This is a genomic window from Thioalkalivibrio sp. HL-Eb18 (assembly GCF_000364985.1).
In the GTDB taxonomy this organism is placed as follows: Bacteria; Pseudomonadota; Gammaproteobacteria; order Ectothiorhodospirales; family Ectothiorhodospiraceae; genus Thioalkalivibrio.
On record NZ_KB822974.1, the window covers coordinates 36783 to 55988 of the forward strand.

The 19206-nt window shown below is 65.2% G+C and carries 15 protein-coding genes; 6 read left to right on the forward strand and 9 right to left on the reverse strand.

Annotated features, from left to right (window positions below; translation table 11 throughout):
• Window positions 1-109: 109 nt before the first annotated feature.
• From alaC to thrC, 3 genes are read left to right on the forward strand one after another with little or no spacing between them, the layout of a single operon-like run.
• Window positions 110-1339 (forward strand): alanine transaminase, encoded by a 1230-nt coding sequence (alaC, locus tag F813_RS0111185; protein WP_012982679.1) that lies wholly within the window; start codon window positions 110-112, stop codon window positions 1337-1339.
• Window positions 1340-1394: 55 nt separating this feature from the next.
• Window positions 1395-2708 carry a homoserine dehydrogenase gene (locus F813_RS0111190; protein WP_012982678.1) on the forward strand — a complete coding sequence of 438 codons (1314 nt, stop codon included), beginning with the start codon at window positions 1395-1397 and terminating at the stop codon, window positions 2706-2708.
• A 34-nt stretch (window positions 2709-2742) separates the two neighbouring features.
• The gene (thrC, locus tag F813_RS0111195) at window positions 2743-3885 is read left to right on the forward strand and encodes a threonine synthase (protein WP_012982677.1); all 1143 of its coding nucleotides are present in this window, start codon (window positions 2743-2745) and stop codon (window positions 3883-3885) included.
• Between the two features lie 57 nt (window positions 3886-3942).
• On the opposite strand, the gene F813_RS0111200 is transcribed toward thrC, so the two are convergent.
• A complete protein-coding gene (locus F813_RS0111200; RefSeq protein WP_017926639.1) occupies window positions 3943-4731 on the reverse strand; it encodes a dihydrofolate reductase family protein in 789 nt (262 codons plus the stop codon).
• A gap of 143 nt (window positions 4732-4874) precedes the next feature.
• On the opposite strand from F813_RS0111200, the gene ribA reads away from it, so the two are divergent.
• Entirely contained in the window at window positions 4875-6020 is a 1146-nt protein-coding gene (gene ribA / locus F813_RS0111205) for a GTP cyclohydrolase II RibA (RefSeq protein WP_017926640.1), read from the forward strand.
• A gap of 26 nt (window positions 6021-6046) precedes the next feature.
• Here ribA and F813_RS0111210 read toward each other — a convergent pair whose 3' ends face one another.
• Window positions 6047-7474 carry a Glu/Leu/Phe/Val dehydrogenase gene (locus tag F813_RS0111210; RefSeq protein ID WP_017926641.1) on the reverse strand — a complete coding sequence of 476 codons (1428 nt, stop codon included), beginning with the start codon at window positions 7472-7474 and terminating at the stop codon, window positions 6047-6049.
• A gap of 98 nt (window positions 7475-7572) precedes the next feature.
• On the opposite strand from F813_RS0111210, the gene dusA reads away from it, so the two are divergent.
• Window positions 7573-8514 carry a tRNA dihydrouridine(20/20a) synthase DusA gene (gene dusA / locus F813_RS0111215; RefSeq protein ID WP_026148261.1) on the forward strand — a complete coding sequence of 314 codons (942 nt, stop codon included), beginning with the start codon at window positions 7573-7575 and terminating at the stop codon, window positions 8512-8514.
• 7 nt (window positions 8515-8521) lie between these two features.
• On the opposite strand, the gene F813_RS0111220 is transcribed toward dusA, so the two are convergent.
• On the reverse strand, window positions 8522-9679 hold the full coding sequence (locus tag F813_RS0111220) for a cupin domain-containing protein (protein WP_017926643.1): 1158 nt from the start codon (window positions 9677-9679) through the stop codon (window positions 8522-8524).
• Between the two features lie 3 nt (window positions 9680-9682).
• On the reverse strand, window positions 9683-11050 hold the full coding sequence (gene purB / locus F813_RS0111225; protein ID WP_017926644.1) for an adenylosuccinate lyase: 1368 nt from the start codon (window positions 11048-11050) through the stop codon (window positions 9683-9685).
• A 117-nt stretch (window positions 11051-11167) separates the two neighbouring features.
• Between purB and F813_RS0111230 the strand changes: the two genes are divergently transcribed.
• Window positions 11168-12556 (forward strand): lyase family protein, encoded by a 1389-nt coding sequence (locus F813_RS0111230; protein WP_012982671.1) that lies wholly within the window; start codon window positions 11168-11170, stop codon window positions 12554-12556.
• 3 nt (window positions 12557-12559) lie between these two features.
• On the opposite strand, the gene F813_RS0111235 is transcribed toward F813_RS0111230, so the two are convergent.
• Genes F813_RS0111235 through hflD form a run of 5 tightly spaced genes read right to left on the reverse strand, consistent with a single transcriptional unit; the run spans window position 12560 to window position 19192 of the window.
• Window positions 12560-14509 (reverse strand): bifunctional diguanylate cyclase/phosphodiesterase, encoded by a 1950-nt coding sequence (locus F813_RS0111235; RefSeq protein WP_017926645.1) that lies wholly within the window; start codon window positions 14507-14509, stop codon window positions 12560-12562.
• Between the two features lie 45 nt (window positions 14510-14554).
• Window positions 14555-15394: an HDOD domain-containing protein gene (locus F813_RS0111240; RefSeq protein ID WP_017926646.1), complete on the reverse strand. Its 840-nt coding sequence runs from the start codon at window positions 15392-15394 to the stop codon at window positions 14555-14557.
• Window positions 15391-15783, reverse strand: a complete 393-nt coding sequence (locus tag F813_RS0111245) for a hypothetical protein (RefSeq protein ID WP_012982668.1) — start codon at window positions 15781-15783, stop codon at window positions 15391-15393. The genes F813_RS0111240 and F813_RS0111245 overlap by 4 nt, the downstream gene beginning before the upstream one ends.
• A 15-nt stretch (window positions 15784-15798) precedes the next feature.
• Window positions 15799-18546 carry an aconitate hydratase AcnA gene (gene acnA / locus F813_RS0111250; protein ID WP_012982667.1) on the reverse strand — a complete coding sequence of 916 codons (2748 nt, stop codon included), beginning with the start codon at window positions 18544-18546 and terminating at the stop codon, window positions 15799-15801.
• Between the two features lie 16 nt (window positions 18547-18562).
• Window positions 18563-19192, reverse strand: coding sequence for a high frequency lysogenization protein HflD (gene hflD / locus F813_RS0111255; RefSeq protein WP_017926647.1), 630 nt, complete (start codon window positions 19190-19192; stop codon window positions 18563-18565).
• Between the last annotated feature and the right edge of the window lie 14 nt (window positions 19193-19206).

A 19206-nucleotide genomic window follows, 5' to 3' on the forward strand; every position in this document is an offset into this window, starting at 1 on the left:
CGGGCCCGGGTTATACTTTGGCGCGCTTTCCGGTGCGGTATTCAAGGGGATTCCGCGGCGTCTCCCCCGACCTGCTGCCGGCTCGCTTGGCCCAACCAGGACCTGACCTGTGACCGACGTCTTTCCCCGTATCGAGCGCCTCCCGCCCTACGTCTTCAACATCGTGAATCAGTTGAAGGCCGAGGCGCGTGCCCGCGGCGAGGACATTATCGACTTCGGCATGGGCAATCCGGATCAGCCGACCCCGCGCCACATCGTCGACAAGCTCTGCGAGGCCGCCCAGCGCGGCGATACGCATCGCTATTCGGTGTCCAAGGGCATTCCGCGGCTGCGCAGGGCGATCACGCGCTGGTACAAGAGCGAGTTCGATGTGGACCTGGACCCGGAGACCGAGGCGATCGTGACCATCGGTTCCAAGGAAGGTCTCGCGCATCTGGCGCTTGCCACCCTGGGGCCCGGGGACGCGGTGCTGGTTCCGAATCCCGCCTATCCGATCCATCCCTATGGTTGCGTGATCGCCGGGGCGGACGTCCGTCATGTGCCGCTGACGCCGGACGTCGATTTCTTCGCCGAGCTGGAGCGGGCGATTCAGGATTCCTGGCCCAGGCCGAAGATGCTGATCCTGAACTTCCCGGCCAACCCGACCACGCAATGTGTGGACCGGGACTTCTTCGAGCGGGTCGTCGCGATCTGCAAGGAGCATGGCATCTGGATCGTGCACGATCTCGCCTATGCCGAGATCAGCTTCGATGGCTACAAGGCTCCGTCGATACTGGAAGTGCCGGGTGCGAAGGATATCGCGGTCGAGTTCTATACCCTGTCCAAGACCTACAACATGCCGGGCTGGCGCGTCGGTTTCATGTGCGGCAACCCGACGCTGGTGGCCGCCCTGGCGCGTATCAAGTCCTATCTGGATTACGGCACCTTCACGCCGATCCAGGTCGCTGCGATCGCCGCGCTGGAGGGCCCCCAGGACTGCGTCGACGAGATTCGCGAGCTTTATCGTTCTCGCCGCGACGTGCTGTGCGAGGGACTCGGCAAGCTCGGCTGGCATGTGGAGAAGCCGAAGGCGACCATGTTCGTCTGGGCGCCGATCCCGGAGCCCTATCGCGAGATGGGGTCGCTCGAGTTCGCCAAGAAGCTGTTGCGTGATGCCAAGGTCGCGGTCTCGCCGGGCGTTGGCTTCGGCAACTACGGCGACGACTTCGTGCGCTTCAGCCTGATCGAGAACGAGCAGCGCACGCGGCAGGCCCTGCGCGGCATCAAGGCCATGTTCCGCGCCGACTCGATCCTGGCGGATGCGACCACCGAGTCGGCCGAGCCGGCTCGAGGCGAATAGCAATCAGGCATTCATTCGGGCGGTAGCGCCCGCACGCAGACAAGACAAGGCTTTTATGACGCCGGTAAAGATTGGAATCCTGGGGCTGGGCACGGTTGGCTGTGGCACCGTCAATGTGCTGGACCGTAATGGAATCGAGATCGCGCGCCGGGCAGGCCGTGGAATCCAGGTGGTCGCGGCTGCCGCGCGCGATATCGAACGTGAGCGTGATTGCGACTGTTCGCAGATCCGCCTGACCACGGACCCCGCGGCGGTCGTGAACGACCCGGAGGTCGAGGTCGTCGTCGAACTGATGGGGGGCACCGATCCGGCGCTGAACCTGGTGCTGGCCGCGATCGACGCCGGCAAGCACGTGGTCACCGCGAACAAGGCCCTGATCGCCCTGCACGGCAACACCATCTTCCAGCGCGCCCAGGAAAAGGGCGTGATGGTCGCGTTCGAGGCCGCGGTGGCTGGGGGCATCCCGATTATCAAGGCCATCCGCGAGGGCCTGGCCGGCAACCAGATCGAGTGGCTCGCCGGGATCATCAACGGGACTGGCAACTTCATCCTGACGGAGATGCGTGACAAGGGCCGCGACTTCGACGATGTGCTCGCCGAGGCGCAGGCGCTGGGCTATGCCGAGGCCGATCCGACCTTCGACGTGGAGGGCATCGATGCTGCCCACAAGCTGGCGATCCTGGCGTCCATCGCCTTCGGTATCCCGCTGCAGTTCGACCGGGTGGCGGTCGAGGGGATCAGCAATATCACCCGCGAGGATGTCGGTTTCGCCGCCGAATTGGGCTACCGCATCAAGCATCTGGGCATTGCGCGGCGCACCGACAAGGGCTACGAACTGCGCGTGCACCCGACGCTGATCCCGGAACGTCGGCTGATCGCCAACGTCGACGGCGTGATGAACGCGGTGCTGGTCAATGCCGACGCGGTGGGCCCGACGCTGTACTACGGAGCCGGTGCCGGTGCCGAGGCCACCGCCTCCGCGGTGGTGGCCGATCTGGTCGACGTCGTGCGTGCCCTGACCACGGACCCCGAGAACCGGGTCCCGCATCTGGCCTTCCAGCCGGATGCCCTGTCGGACAAGCCAGTGCTGGATCTGTCCGAGGTGGAGACGTCGTTCTACCTGCGCCTGCGTACCCAGGACCGTCCGGGGGTGCTCGCCGATATCACCCGCATCCTGGGCGAGCATGGCATCAGTATCGAAGCGATTCTGCAGCGCGAGCCGGATCCGGAGCGCGGCGAGGCCACGATCATCATGCTGACGCACAAGGTCCGAGAGGGTGCGATGAACGAGGCGATCGCCGCGCTCGAGGCACTGGACCACCTGCTGACCCCAATTACCCGCATCCGCATGGAAGGGTTGGGGCGCTAAAGCCTCTCCTTTCGCAACGACAAAGAGAACACCCATGGCCTTTGGACACCGCTATACCGGACTGATCGAGCGCTACCGCGACCGCCTGCCGGTGCACGACGACACGCGCATCATCTCGCTGGGCGAGGGCAACACGCCGCTGATCCGCCTGAACAACATCCCGCGCGATCTGGCGCGAGAGGTCGAGATCTACGTGAAGTTCGAGGGCCTGAACCCGACCGGTTCGTTCAAGGATCGCGGCATGACCATGGCGGTCACCAAGGCTGTGGAAGAGGGCTCGCGCGCGATTGTCTGCGCCTCCACCGGCAACACCTCCGCCGCGGCCGCCGCCTATGCGGCCCGGGCCGGGATCACCGCGTTCGTCGTCATCCCCGATGGCAAGATCGCGATGGGCAAGCTGGCGCAGGCGATGATGCACGGTGCCACCGTGATTCAGATTGAAGGCAACTTTGACGATGGCATGCGCCTGGTGAAAGAGGTCGCCTCCAACACGCCGGTGACCTTGGTGAACTCGGTCAATCCGTATCGTCTGCAGGGCCAGAAGACCGCGGCCTTCGAGATCGTCGAGGAACTGGGCCGCGCCCCGGACTATCACTGCCTGCCGGTGGGCAACGCGGGCAACATCACCGCGCACTGGATCGGCTACAGCGAAATGGCCGCCAAGAGCAGCGACGATGTGACCGATGCCTGCTCCTACTGCAAGGGCCACTGCAAGTATGCGGGTGGTGGCATGGTGGGCAATCGCCCGCACATGGTCGGCTACCAGGCGGCGGGCTCCGCGCCGTTCATGCGCGGGGCGATGGTCGACGACCCGGACACCGTGGCCACGGCGATCCGCATCGGACACCCGCAGTCCTGGGACATGGCCTGGAAAGTGCGCGAGGAATCCAGCGGCTGGTTCGACGAGTGTCAGGACGACGAGATCCTGGCTGCTCAGAAGCTCCTGGCCGAAAAAGAGGGCGTGTTCTGCGAGCCCGCCTCGGCGGCCTCGCTGGCCGGTGCCCTGCGCGATATCCGCGAGGGCAAGATTCGAGAGGGTTCCACCGTGGTGTGCACCCTCACGGGTAACGGTCTGAAGGATCCCGACACGGCCATCGCACAGAGTGTGGTCCAGCCGACCAAGGTCCCGGCGGAGCTGGACGCGGTCTCCCGCGCGATCCGTGACAACCTCGCCTAGCCCGGCGCCAGGCTACCCGGGGCGCTTTGAGCGCTGCGGTGAGCGGCCCTGAAACGTTCAGGGCTTGCTGCGCAGGTCCAGGTCGTAAAGGGTGTCGCCACCCAGTCGGAAGATGCGGCAGGGTGGGCGCAGGGCCTGATCGAGGGTGTCGATCTCGGGCAGAGTGATGCCGTGGCGCCCGGAGCCGATCAGCATCGGTGCGATCGTCAGATGCAGGCGATCCAGGGTGTCACTGGCGAGGAAGCGCGACACCGTCCGGCCTCCGCCCTCGACCAGCAGTCGATGCAGGCCATGCTCGGCCGCCAGGCGGTCGCGGAGCGTGGGCGGCGCAAAGCGGCCATCGGCATCGACGGGCATCACCATGCATTCGACGTTGTCGGGCATATCGCAGGGGCCATGGCCCTCGGCGTGAACGACCAGCGTTTTCACCTCGCCGTCCTGGAAGACGCGGGCGTTGGGCTGTATGCGACCGTCCGGGTCGAGGATGACACGTACCGGATGGACGCCCTCGGCCTTGCGCACGGTGAGACGCGGGTCGTCGGCGACCACGGTGCCCGCGCCCACCACGACGCCGTCCACCAACGCACGCAAGCGGTGCAGGTGCTCGATGTCCTCGGGCCCGGTCACGTACTGGGAGTGCCCGCTCTGCGTCGCGATACGGCCGTCGAGGCTCTGGCCCAGTTGCGCTACGGTAATACTCTCCGCCTCGATGATCGGGCCGTACAGCTCGAGCAGGTCGTGCGCCGCCGGGGCAAGGGGGCCGGGCAGGGGACAGCAGCCCGGATCGGCACGCTGGGCCAGAAGCCAGCGCCAGGCCTCTTCCTCGGTCACCGGATAGGCAGTCATGCCTGAAAAACCCGGGTTTCGCGACCCTCCAGGGGCACATGCGATAGGCTTGGGGGAAACAGGGGCGACGGGTCGCGGCTGGACAAGGTGGAATTCGCGTCCTGCGGGCTGGTCATAAGAAACACTCCATTGGGAAGGACCTGATGCACAACGCCGATCGTGGGATTTTCGACCTTCGCCGGGGCCATCCGGTTTTGCTAAGCGGCGAGCAATCCAGTGTACTGGTAGCCGCCGTTGAAGGTCTGACCCCGGTGTTGCTGGATCGCCTGACGCATATGACCGGCGGTCGCCCACGTCTGATTCTAACGCCCCACCGCGCGTCCGCAATGGGCTGGCCGCAACCGCTGGCCGAGGGCTGGGAAGGCGTCGCGCTGGAATTTGCGTCCGGAACTGACCCGGAGGCCCTGTTTACCCTGGCCAGTGCCCCGGAGGCCTCGAACGAGGGGGAGCACCCGGCCCATGCCCTGGATCAGGCGGAGGTTCGTCCCGCCGAGCCCGCGGAAGTCGCGGCGCTGGAGCTGGCCCGCGCCGGTCGTCTGCTGCCGGCCGTCGTATCGGCGCGCGTGCCCGAACCGGTACCCGAGGCCATCCACTCGGCGCTCGCCGACGGGATGTTTCTGGATGTGGGCGAGCGCGAGGCACGCGCGGTTGCGCATCACCCACGCCTGGAACTGGCTTACGTGAGCGAGGCGCCGGTACCCCTCGCGGATGCCCCCGTGACCCGGTTCATGCTGTTCCGGGAGGGAAACGGGATCCTGGAACATGTGGCGGTGGTTATCGGCGAGCCAAACGAATGGCCGGATGCCGTTCCGGTACGGCTGCATTCGGCCTGCCTGACGGGCGACCTGTTCGGCAGCCTGCGCTGTGATTGCGGCGATCAGCTGCGCCTCGGCGTGAAGACGATCAACGAGAGTGGTGGCGGGGTGCTGCTGTATCTGGCCCAGGAGGGGCGGGGTATCGGCCTGGCGAACAAGCTGCGCGCCTACACGATGCAAACGGCGGGTCTGGACACGATCGATTCCGACTGCCAACTGGGCTTCGAGGCTGATGGACGCCGTTACGATGCGGCCGTGGAGATGCTGGAGTTTCTCGGCATCGACACGGTGCGCGTACTGACCAACAACCCCGCGAAGATCGAGGCCCTGCGCGCCGGGGGCATCCGGGTAGTGGGCCGCGAGCCCGTCCACGGCACGCTGAATCCGCACAACCTGCGCTATCTCAGTACCAAGGCGGACCGCGGCGGCCATTGGTTGCAGGAACTGCTGGCCTCGGAGGCGGAGCGGGGCTGACCGGGCCGACGGCGCCCGGACGTCCGTCAAATCAGCTTCAGGTCACTGCGGGCCCGCACGATCTTGCGCAGGGCAATCAGATAGGCCGCTGTGCGGTAATCCAGTACCTCCCCATTGCTCTCCACCTCGCGGGTCTCGTACATCTCTCTGAAGGCCTCACGCATGGTGTCGTCGAGGCCGGAACGCACGAGGTCGATCTCCTCTGCGCCGCGCACGATGGACTCGCGTATCCAGTCCGGCAGCTTGTGGTCCGCGGACATCTCGATCGCAGTGACCAGATGCTGACCCTGGGACTGGTCGTAGCGCCGCTCGAGCCGTCCAAAGCGCATATGGGCGAGGTTACGCACCCACTCGAAGTACGAGACCACGACCCCGCCGGCATTGACGAACACATCGGGGAGGATGGTGATACCGCGGTCCTGCAGGATGCGGTCGGCCTCGAAGGTCACCGGTCCGTTCGCAGCCTCCGCGATCAGGCGGGCCTGGATGCTGGGTGCATTCTCGCGATGGATCGCGCCCTCAAGCGCCGCCGGAATCAGGATGTCGCATTCGCGCTCCATGATCCGATTGCCATTGCGCTCGAATTCCACCCCGGCGAAGCCTTCCATGGTCCCGGAGCGGCGGACGTAATCGTTCAGGGCATCGACATCGATACCGTCCTCGCAGTAGACCCCACCATCACTCTTGATCACACCGACGATCTTCGCGTGGTCATCGTTCTGCAGGAAATGCGCGGCGTGATAGCCCACATTGCCGAAGCCCTGCACGATGATGCGCTGGTCGCCCAGGCCGCCTTCCAGGCCGGCTTCGCGGGCGGCATTGCCCTCGCGGAAAAAGGCCTGCAGGGCGTACTGCACGCCGCGCCCGGTCGCTTCCAGGCGCCCGCGCATACCACCCAGGTCGACGGGCTTGCCGGTCACGGCGGCGCTGTGGTTCACGTCCTCCGGGTGGCGTTCGCGATAGGTCTCCATGATCCAGGCCATCTCGCGCTGCGAGGTCCCGACGTCCGGCGCCGGCACGTTCTGCGCGGGGCTGATGTAGTCGCGCTGGATCAGTTCGTGGGCGAAACGGCGGGTGATCCGCTCCATCTCCCACTCGTCATACTGGCGTGGATCGATACGCAGCCCGCCCTTGGAACCCCCGAACGGGATATCCACGATCGCGCACTTGTACGTCATCAGGGCGGCGAGGGCCTCTGCATGTTCCTGGTCCATGGTGGGGGAGAACCGCAGCCCTCCCTTGACCGGGAGACGGTGGGAGGAGTGAACGGCACGCCAGCCGGTAAAGACCTCGATGCGGTCGCGAAAGCGGATCGGAAAGCTCACCTGGATGACCGAGTCGCAGGCCTTGATCGCATCCATCGCACCTTCGGGCAACTCGAGGAAATGCATGGCGCGATCGACCATGTGTGAGACACTGTCCAGAAAGGTTTCCGGCGTTTCGTTTTCCGACATGCGTATTCATTCCTTGGCATTCCGGGCACCACCCGCAGGGCGGGGGCGCCGTGACTGAATCGTTGCGTTTTCCCGATCCGCGTTTTTCGGTGGCCCCGATGATGGACTGGACCGACTCCTGGTGCCGGCGTTTCCATCGGCTGCTGACCCGGCGCGCGCTGTTGTACACCGAAATGGTACACGCCAACGCGGTGATCCACGGCGATCGCGACCGGCTGCTGGGCCATGTATCGGCCGAACACCCGCTGGCGCTGCAGCTCGGTGGATCGGATCACGATACCCTCGCTCGGGCTGCACGAATCGCGGCCGAGCGAGGCTTCGACGAGATCAATCTGAACGTGGGCTGCCCCTCCGACCGCGTGCAGTCGGGCACGTTCGGCGCCTGCCTGATGGCGCAGCCGGAGCAGGTGGCCCGGATGGTGCGCGCGATGCAGGATGCCGTCGATGTTCCGGTGACCGTCAAGCATCGTATCGGGATTGACGAACAGGATTCCGAGGCCGATCTGCGCCACTTTGTCGAAACCGTGGCGCGAGGCGGCTGCCGGCATTTCATCGTGCATGCCCGCAAGGCGTGGCTGCAAGGCCTGAGCCCCAAGGACAACCGCGATATTCCGCCGCTCGACTACGAGCGCGTGTTCCGCCTTAAGGCGGAATTCCCGGAACTGACCATCGTACTGAATGGCGGCCTGGACGATGTTCGTGTGGCACACGGCTATCTCGAGCGGGTAGACGGGGTGATGTTCGGGCGGCTGGCCTACCACCAGCCCTGGGTGCTGGCCGAGGTCGACCGTCTGTTTTTCGACGAGACCGGTGGGGTGACGCGCGAGGCCGTGCTGCAGGGTCTGATCGACATGGCCCGCGAGATGCGCGCCACGGGCGTACCGCTGGCGCGGCTCACACGGCATGTGCTGGGGTTGTTTCACGGCGAGCCGGGGGCGCGCCAGTGGCGGCGTATCCTGACCGAGGGCGCGCACCGGGCGGATGCCGGACCGGAGCTGATCGAGCGTGCGGCGGAGCCATGCCTGCGCGTCTGTGCCTGATTGATTGCTAGTTCGGGCCGTCAGCGGGCTCGAGCCAGCCTTCCTGCAGCCCGTCGCGAAGCATGTCGTGAACCGCCGGCCAATGGTGTTCCCACTGCTCGGGATTGACGATCTCCGTCGCACACAGCTGTTCCAGATCCCCTGGAGCCAGGCCGGATGCCGGATAGCTGTGGCCGGCGGCGCAGAGGATCGGCCCGGCCGGTGTCTGCAGCCAGTGGCGCCGAATACCCGGGTGAACACGGCATTCCCTCGCTTCGGCGGGGGGATCACCTGTATGCAGTTCGACGTTCCCCACCGGGCGGGTCAGGAAGCGCCCGAGGAAGGCATCCAGTTCCGTGTCGTCGGCCGCGAGCATCTCGCGCAGGATGTCACGCAGTCGGGTGCGGTCGTGTGACGGCAATTCGCTCGTGTAGGCGGACACCGGGCGCTGGGGATCGCTGTATCGGGGCGCTTCGCCAACCCGGTTGGCCCGTTCCTCCAGGAACCCGGTCAGCAGGTCGAGGTAGGTCGGGGCCCGAAAACCGATCGACCAGGTCATGCACTGGTCATCCAGTGAAAGACCGTAGTGGGGCAGGTTGGGGGGCAGGTAGAGCAGGTCGCCGGGCTCAAGGTCCCAGCTCTCGGTTGGTTCAAACTCGCGCAGGATCGCCAGCGGCAGGTCGTCGTGGCAGTCCAGCGGTCCCGGTGGTGACTGGATCTGCCAGCGCCGCCGCCCGGCCGCCTGGAACAGAAAGACATCGTAGGCATCGACATGGGGCCCGACCGAGCCGTCGGGTGATGCGTAGGAGATCATCAGGTCGTCGCGGCGCCAGCGCGGGACAAAGTCGAACCGGGCCAGGAAGTCGTGCCCTTCGGGCCAGAAGCGCTCGACATCGCTGATCAGCAGCGTCCAGGCGCGATCGGGCAGGGAGGCGAAGCGATCTTCCTCGAACGGGCCGTATTCGACTGCCCAGTCGCCGTGGTCGGTGTCGCCGAGTACGAGTCGGGCGCTGGCATCCGGATCACAGGCGAGCCCGGCCAGATCGTCGGGCTCGATGGGGTTGGCGAAGCCCGATACTGCGCCGCGTACGAGCAACGGCTTTTGTTGCCAGTAGTCGCGCAGAAACTCCGCCGGCGAGAGCCCGCCCAGTAGCTCCAGGCCCTGATTCGGGTCTTGGGCGGGCACGCCTTACTCGTCGCGAGCCAGCTGGCTGGCGATCCCGGTGTAGCGTCCCGGGGTCAGCGCGCGCAGGCGCTGCTTGGCCTCGTCCGGGATCTCCAGGCCGTCGATGAACTCGGCCAGCGCCTGCGGCGTGATGCGCTGGCCACGGGTCAGGGCCTTCAGTTTTTCGTACGGAGAATCGATCCCGTAGCGGCGCATCACCGTCTGCACCGCCTCGCCCAGCACCTCCCAGTTCTGGTCGAGATCCTCGTCCAGCCGGCCGGGTTCGATCTCCAGCTTGCCCAGACCGCGCTGGAAGGCCTTGTAGGCGATCAGCGACCAGGCGAAACCCATGCCGATGTTGCGCAGCACGGTCGAATCGGTCAGGTCACGCTGAAAGCGCGAGACCGGGAGCTTGTTCGCCAGGTGATCGAACACGGCATTGGCGAGCCCGAGGTTGCCCTCGGCGTTCTCGAAGTCGATCGGATTGACCTTGTGCGGCATGGTCGAGGACCCGACCTCGCCGGCCACGACCTTCTGCTTGAAATAGCCCAGCGAGATATAGCCCCAGATGTCGCGCGAGGCATCCAGCAGGATCGTGTTCAGGCGCATGAAGGCATGAAACAGCTCGGCCAGGAAGTCGTGCGGCTCGATCTGGGTGGTGTGGGTATTGGGGACCAGCCCCAGGCTTTCCACCATGCGCCGCGAGAGCGACGGCCAGTCCACCTCCGGGTAGGCCGCGTAGTGGGCATTGAAGTTGCCCACCGCACCGTTGATCTTGCCCAGGCACTCGTTGGCGGCGATCGCGGCGCGCTGCCGCTCCAGACGGTGGACCACGTTGGCCAGTTCCTTGCCCATGGTCGTGGGCGAGGCCGGCTGACCGTGAGTCCGGGCCAGCAGGGGCTGATCGGCGAAGCGCTGAGCGAGCTCGCGCAGCGGCGCCAGCACCGCATCGAGCGCCGGCAGCATCACGTGATTGCGCGCTTCGCGGACCATCACCCCGTAGGCGAGGTTGTTGATGTCCTCGGAGGTGCAGGCGAAGTGCACGAACTCGATTTGGCTTTGCAGATCGGAACGGCCGCGCATTTGCTCCTTGATGTAGTACTCGATGGCCTTGACGTCGTGATTAGTCGTGGCCTCGATCTCCTTCACCCGGGCACCCGCGACTTCGTCGAATTCCAGGGCGATCTCGTCCAGAAAGGCCTCCGCCTCTGCGGTTAGCGGCGGGACCTCGGGGATGGCGGGCTCGGTGGCCAGGGCCTTGAGCCAGGCAATTTCCACCCTTACCCGGGCCTGCATCAGACCCTGTTCGGAGAAATAGGGGGCCAGGTCGCGGGTGTGGCGGGCGTAGCGGCCATCGACGGGACTGATCGCGGACAGGGGGCTCAGGGACATGGTGCACTCGAGTCGGATTGCATGGGTCCGTCAGGGGCATGGGAATGCACCCATCGGACGGTCGATTGACGCGGCGCAGTATAATACAAAGCTACGCCCGATCATTTGGAGGAGTGCATGTCGAACCCCCCGACCCGCCAGGAGCAGGACAGCCTCGGACCGGTGGAAGTCCCCAGAGATGCCCTCTGGGGCGCCCAGACCCAGCGTGCCATCGACAACTTTCAGATCGCCGGCCGGCCCATGCCGCAGGTGTTCATTCGGGCCCTCGCGCTGACCAAGGCGGCCTGTGCCGAGGCCAACGAGGAACTGGGGCAGCTCCCGGACGGTGTGTCCAGCGCGATTGTGGCGGCGGCCGAGGCGATCGCCGCGGGCGAGCATTCAGATGCCTTCCCCGTCGACGTCTATCAGACGGGCTCGGGCACCAGCACCAACATGAACATGAACGAGGTGCTCGCGCGGATCGCGTCGGGTAGTGGGGAAGAGGTCCATCCGAACGATCACGTCAATCGCTCGCAGAGCTCCAACGACGTGATCCCGACCGCGCTTCATGTCTCGGCGGCGCTGGCGCTGGAACAGGAACTGGTGCCTGCACTGCGCCACCTGATTGCCACGATCGCCCGGCGCGAGCGCGAGGTGGGGGCCCTGGTCAAGACCGGGCGCACACACCTGATGGATGCAATGCCCGTGACCCTGGGGCAGGAACTCTCCGGCTGGCGCCGCCAACTGGAACTGGACGTGGATCGTCTGGAACATACCCGCGTGCGTATTCAGCGTCTGGCGATCGGCGCGACGGCGGTGGGCACCGGTATCAATGCACCCCCGGCGTTCGGCGAGCGTGTAACAAGTCGCCTCGCCGAGCGAACCGGCCTTTCGTTTGTGCATGAGGGCAATGGCTTTGCGGCGCTGGCCAGTCAGGACACCGCGGTGGAGCTTTCGGGCCAGTTGCGGACCGTTGCCGTGGGGCTGACCAAGATCGCGAACGACCTGCGCTGGATGAACTCCGGTCCCCTGGCGGGGCTGGGGGAGATCGCCCTGCCGGCCCTGCAACCCGGCAGCTCGATCATGCCGGGCAAGGTGAACCCGGTGATCCCGGAGGCCGTGATCATGGCCTCGCAACAGGTGACCGGTCTGGATGCGGCGATCGCGGCCGCCGGCGCCGGGGGCAATTTCCAGCTGAACGTCGGCCTCCCGCTGATTGCTGACAACCTGTTGACTCAGATGGGCCTGCTGGCACGGGCCTCCAACCATCTGGCGGATCGAGCAATCGCGGGCTTCACCGTGAACGAGGACAACCTGCGGGCCGCGCTGGACCGTAATCCGATCCTGGTGACGGCCCTGAATGCCGAGATCGGATACGAGGCCGGCGCGCGTATCGCCAAGGAGGCCTATGCCACCGGGCGGCCAATCCTGGACGTTGCGGCGGAACGGACGGATATCCCGCGCGAGCGGCTGCAAGTGCTGCTCGATCCGGCGCAACTGACGGGCCCGGAGAGTGCAGGCGGGTAAGGCTTACCCAGTGCGCGGGAGGCGGGCCTGGTCCTGGAGCAGGGCATGGAAGTCATTAAAGGCCATGGGGCGCGCAAAGAAGTAGCCTTGTGCCTCGTTGCAGCCGAATTCTCGCAGGATTTCGGCCTGGCGCTCGGTTTCGACGCCTTCGGCGATGATGTTCAGCCCCAGGGTATGCGCCATCTGGACGATGGCCTGGACAATCCGCGCGTCGCTGTTGCTGCGCTCGAGGTCCTGGACGAAGGAACGGTCGATCTTGAGGGTGTCCGCCGGGAGCTTCTTCAGCTGAATCAGCGAGGCATGGCCGGTACCGAAATCGTCCACAGCCAACCGCATGCCGATCTCGCGCAGACGACCGAACATACGGGCAGCGCCTTTCGGGTCATCCATGATGGTGGTTTCGGTCAGCTCCAGTTCAATGCACTCGGGCGCGACGTTCGCGGCCTGCAGGATGGCGTGAAAGTCTCCGGCGAGGTCAGGCTGGCGAAGCTGCCGAGCGGAGACGTTGATGGCGACACGGAAGCCGTGATCCCGGCCCTGCGAGGGCAGCCGCTTGAGGTCCCGGCAGACCTGGCGCAGCACCCACTCCCCAATGGCCTCGATCAGGGTCATATCCTCCGCCAGCTCGATGAAGTGGCTGGGGGGTAACAGCCCAAGTTTCGGGTGTTGCCAGCGGATGAGCGCCTCTGCGCCCAGGATATCGCCCGTATGCAGGTCGACCTTTGGCTGGTAGTGCAGGACCAGTTGATCTTGCTCAATGGCAGTCCCCAGTTCCTTTTCCAGCTCGAAATGGTGGAAGGTCCGGGAATTCAGGTCCTGGGTGTAGAAGCGGAAGCCGTTGCGGCCACGTTGCTTCGCCTCGTACATGGCCGCATCGGCATTGCTGAGCAGGACATCGGAGTCTTCTCCGTCGTAGGGGAACACGGCGATCCCGCAGGACGCGCTGGTCACCACCGGCCGATCGAAGATCGTGCGTTCCACCGCGGTTGTGCGCACGACGTCGGTGACCAGTCGTACACAGCCCTCGAGACCCTGTAGATCCTCCACCAGGATGCCGAACTCGTCGCCCCCCAGGCGCGACAGGGTCGCGCGCAAGGGACGACCCGACCGGTCGCGACTGCGATCCAGCAGTTTTCCGAGATCCTGCGCCACCTTGCGGATCAGCTCGTCGCCGGCGCGATGGCCTAGCGAGTCGTTCAGGCGCTTGAAGTTGTCCAGATCCAGCAGAATCAAGGCGATGTGATGATCGGTTCCCTGGTGGCGGTGAATGGCTTGCGACAGGCGGTCACTGAACAGCATCCGGTTGGGGAGGTTGGTCAGCGAGTCGTGCGACTGGTGATGAAGCAGTTCGCGTGACTGGTGCTCGGTAATCCGCTGCAAGGCCTTCTGTCGACGGTCCATCATCTGGAAGAGGTCGGCACTCTCCAGAGCATAGCCGGTGTTGAACAGCACCATGGTCAGGGTCGAGAGGGTCATCTCGTGGCGCTGGAGGTCGTTCTGGCGAAAGCGGGCGGCAAACATGCCGCGAATGCGGGTTCGGGTCGAGATGACATGGAGCAACACGTTCTCGCCCTCGAAGCGCGAAGGCAGACAGACGGGATGATTCTGGTGCAGCGCCCAGGAGAAGGTACCTTCCTGAATCAGAACCTCGACGGCATCCGCGAGGTCGTATTCATCCTCTTGAGGATGCAGTTGATAGGCGAGATCAAACGATGACTCGCTGTCGAGTATGTAGACGGCCATGTCGCGGGCCGGCAGCAGACGCCGTATGGATTCCAGACTGCTCTGGATGATCAGGTCGGGGCTGCGATTGCGGTCGGTGTCGCCAAAGATTGCGGTGGTCGAGGCGAGCACGTCCATCGCGTAGGCATTCGCCTCCAGCGCTTCCTCGAGGAAACGGATGCGCTCGTGCAGCGCATTGACCTCTTCAGGCGTTTTGTACGAAGGGCTCATGCCGGGTCGTCCTTTACCTGCATCCGTGCGCTCATCCGTCCCTCGTCAGTCCAGCAGGATGGCCTGCATCTGTCCGAGTTGTTTCCGGGCATCGCCGATCACGGCCTCGTAGGTCTCCATCTCCAGGCCAATGCGGTCGAAGGTTTCCGCCTCCACGGGCGGAACGAAGCGTTCGCCCGACGAGCCCAGCCGCAAGGCATTGGCGATGCTGTCGGCCACGTGGACGATCGCGGTTTCGACCGGAAAGGCCTGTGCGTCACGCGGCGCATGATGGAAACGGGTGGCCTCCACCTGTGCCGGGGACATGTTCCAGTGCTCCATCAACTCCGCGCCAATGGTCGCATGGTCGAAACCAAGGAACTCCGTCTCGGCTTCGAACAGCAGCATCCGTTCCCGCTCGCGGATATTGATCAGCTCCTCGGTGCGACTGGACAGATGCAGAAACATCAGCAGGCGCCCCAGGTCATGCATGATCCCGTAGAGATAGAGTCGCTCGATATTGGCCTCGCGCCGGAAGCGTGCGATCGAGCGGCTCAGCACGCCGACGGCCAAGCTGTGACGCCAGAAGGACTCCATGTCCACGCCGATGACCGGCACACCACGAAAATGCTCGATCACAACGGTCGACATCACGATCTGGCGCATCTGTTGCAGGCCGATGATGGAGACAGCCCGGTGCAGCGTGTCGATCGGTTCCGGGAAGCCATACAGCGAGGAATTCGCGACCTTGAGCGTCTTGGCCGCGATGGTGGGGTCGAGCTCGACGGCCTCGGTGATGGCCGCGACATTGGCCGTTGGGTCGCTCAGGCGAATGAAGATGGTGTTGTAGCTTCCGGAGAAGCTGCACAGGGCATCATCCGTAGCGAGGAATTCGTCGACGGTCATGCCTGTTCGCTCTGCCTTTTCGGAGCGTAGCGGCACAGGTCATCGAGCAGGGCTTGCCGAGCCAGACGGTAGATGCCGGACATGGGGTGATCCTCTACCGCGCAGTGTTGAAATCGCTCGGAGAGAATCTCGTCGGCACGAGCCTCCATCTGGGGGGTGGGTTCGGCGGCAGGGGGCCCTCCTGCATCTTGGGGGGCGGATATCGGGACGTCGTCCGCACCCTCCTCGAGCACCTCCACCGCCGTGATCCCCCAGGACAGCAGTACGCGAATCTGCTTGTCCTGGAGGACCATGCCAGCGGGAATCAGAAGCCGCCCGGAACGATCATGGACCGCCGTCGCCAGTGTATGGCCGGACCTCACGTCCTCTATGGGTACCCGCCGCGTCATGCTATGACCTTAGTCTCATTGAGCGAGTTGGCGCAACACATAGGGCAGGATGCCGCCGTGGCGGTAGTAGTCGACTTCCTGCGGCGTATCCAGGCGAACCCGGACGTTGAAGGTCGTACGCTCGCCGTCATCGGCAACGGCGGTGACGGTTGCTTCGCGGGCCTCGCCGTTGTTCACGCCGGTAATCGAGAAGGTCTCGCGCCCCGTGAGGCCCAGGCTGGCCGCATTGTCACCCGGCAGGAACTGTAGCGGCAGAACGCCCATTCCGACCAGATTGGAGCGATGGATGCGCTCGTAGCTCTCCACGATGACCGCCTTTACGCCCAGCAACAGCGTGCCCTTGGCGGCCCAGTCGCGCGAGGAGCCGGTACCGTACTCCTGCCCGGCGATGACGATCAGCGGCGTGTCTTCCTTCTTGTACTGCATCGCGGCGTCATAGATGGACATCGGCTCGCCGTCCGGCAGATGCACCGTGACGCCACCCTGGGTACCGGGCGCCAGCAGGTTGCGCAGGCGGACATTGGCGAAGGTTCCGCGCATCATCACCTCGTGGTTGCCGCGCCGCGAGCCGTAGGAGTTGAAGTCGGCGGGCTTCACGCCCTGTTCCTCGAGGTAGCGTCCGGCCGGGCTGTCCTTGGCAATGGAGCCCGCCGGCGAGATGTGGTCGGTGGTCACCGAGTCGCCCAGCAGGGCCAGAACACGGGCACCCTGGATGTCCGTCAGCGGCTCGGGCGTCATGCCCATGCCTTCGAAGTAGGGCGGGTTGCGCACGTAGGTGGAGTCGTCCTGCCACTCGAAGCGGTCGCCGGTAGGCGCCTCGAGGTTGCGCCAGCGGTCCTCGCCCGTATACAGGTCGCCATAGGCGGTGGTGAAGCTCCGGGCGCCGACATGCGCCTGGACCGCCTGATGGACCTCTTCGGTCGTCGGCCACACGTCCTTCAGGAATACCGGATTGCCTTGCGCGTCTTCGCCCAGCGGGTCGTTGTACAAATCCAGCGTGCTGCGCCCGGCCAGCGCATAGGCCACCACCAGGGGCGGCGACGCCAGGAAATTCATCTGCACCTCCGAATGGATACGCCCCTCGAAGTTGCGGTTGCCAGAGAGGACGGCGCTGACGATCAGGTCATCCTTGATGATGGCCTCGCTGATTGGCTCGGGCAGGGGCCCGGAGTTGCCGATACAGGTGGTACAGCCATAACCGACCACGTGGAAGCCCAATGCCTCCAGGTCCTCCAGCAGCCCGGACTTTTGCAGATAGTCCGTGACCACACGGGAGCCGGGGGCCAGGGAGGTCTTGACCCAGGGCTTGACCTGCAGGCCCAGTTCCCGGGCCTTGCGGGCGACCAGGCCGGCCCCCAGCATGACCGACGGGTTCGAGGTGTTGGTGCAGGAGGTAATCGCCGCGATCACGATATCGCCGTGGTCGAGGGTGAAGGTCTCGCCGTTCATCTCGATGGCCGTGTGATGAGGCTCTTCGGCCTGGTGCTCCACGCCCACCGCGGTGTGGCCGCCTTCGGCCGCGAAGCGCTCGGCATCCTCGGGTTCGTCGGCGCCGCTGTCACGTTCCTTGAGCATGGTATCCAGGTGGCGGCTGATCTCGGCTCCGGCCTGGCTCAACGCAATGCGGTCCTGCGGGCGTTTGGGGCCGGCCAGGCTTGGTTCGACCGTGGCGAGGTCCAGCTCGAGCATGTCGGTGTAGCGGGCGATCGGGGCGTTATCGTTGCGCCACAGGCCCTGGGCCCTGGCGTAGGCTTCGATGAACTCGATGTGCCCCGCCTCGCGCCCCGTCAGGCGCAGGTACTCCAGGGTCTCGTCGTCGATCGGGAAGATGCCGCAGGTCGCGCCATACTCCGGCGCCATGTTGGCGATGGTGGCACGGTCGGCCAGCGGCAGATCCGCCAGGCCGTCACCGAAGAACTCGACGAATTTTCCCACCACCCCCTTCTTGCGCAGCATCTCGACGATCACCAGCACGAGATCGGTCGCCGTGGCCCCCTCGGCCAGTCGGCCGGTCATGCGGAAGCCCACCACCTGCGGGATCAACATGGAGATCGGCTGGCCGAGCATCGCGGCCTCGGCCTCGATACCGCCCACACCCCAGCCCAGCACGCCAAGACCGTTGATCATCGTAGTGTGCGAGTCGGTCCCCACCAGCGTGTCGGGATAGGCGAGGCAGCTGCCATCGTCGCGGTCCTCGACGAACACGGTGCGCGCCAGGTGTTCAAGATTGACCTGGTGGACGATGCCGGTGTCCGGCGGGACAACCTTGAAGGTGTCGAACGCCTGTTGGCCCCACTTGAGGAAGCTGTAGCGCTCGCGGTTGCGCGAATATTCGAGCTCTGCATTGAGGTTCATCGCGTTTGCGCTGCCGTATTCGTCGACCTGTACCGAGTGGTCGATCACGAGCTCAGCAGGTTGCAGCGGCGTGATCTTTTTCGGGTCGCCGCCGAGGGCTTCCATCGCATCGCGCATGGCCGCGAGATCGACCACTGCGGGCACGCCGGTGAAGTCCTGCAGCAGAACGCGGGCGGGCCGGAAGGCGATTTCCTGGGTGGGCTCGGCCTTCGGGTCCCAGTCGAGCAGCGCCTCGATATCGGCGCGCCGGACCGTGCGCTCGTCCTCGAAGCGCATCAGGTTCTCGAGCAGGATCTTCAGCGCGTAGGGCAGGTCCCGGGCGCGCGGGTCATCGGTAATCGGCACGTAACGGCACTCGCGGCCGCCGGCAGAGAGGTTTTCGGTCTTTTTCGGTTCTGCGTGGCTCATGATGCGTTATCCGCTGTCAGGTGTTCAGTCGTTGAAGGATATGGTCCGCTTGGCGAATCAGTCGCTTGCGGCCCAGAAGAAGTTTCCACCGAGATCCACCCGCCTGGCGCCAGAGCACGGCGGCACGGATGCCTGCCAGCAGCAGGGCGCGCACGCGCGCGGCGATCTCGGGATTGGAAAGATGATTCTGCTCGCCCTGGACGACGATACGGGGGCCCAGCTCGGAGATGGTCTCTTTGTAAATCTCGGCCAGGCGGGCGATCACGCTCTCGTGCGTGATGGTGAAATAGTCTACCTGCCGCTGGGCACCTTGCAGCCCGTCGCCCAGCTTTTGCAGCATGTCCGGGCGTTTTTGCAGCTTGCGCTCCAGAAAAATCAGGCCCACCGCGTAGCGGGTGATCTCCATATCCGGTGGCTTGCCGCCATTTTGCAGCTGGCTCTGCACCCGCTCCAGGCCCGGGCGCAAGCTAATAGCGCCGCGGTAGACATCCTCGGGCTTCTCCGCGTCGAACGCGAACAGGCTGCCAATCAGGATCTCGAATTCGTACTCGTCGCAGCTGCCGCGCCAGGCCAGGTCCTTGACCAGACTCGCGCATTGGAAGAGGGCGGCCAGCGCCAGGGTGCGGTTGTGGTCGTTACGGTCCAAGCGGGAGGGCTCCC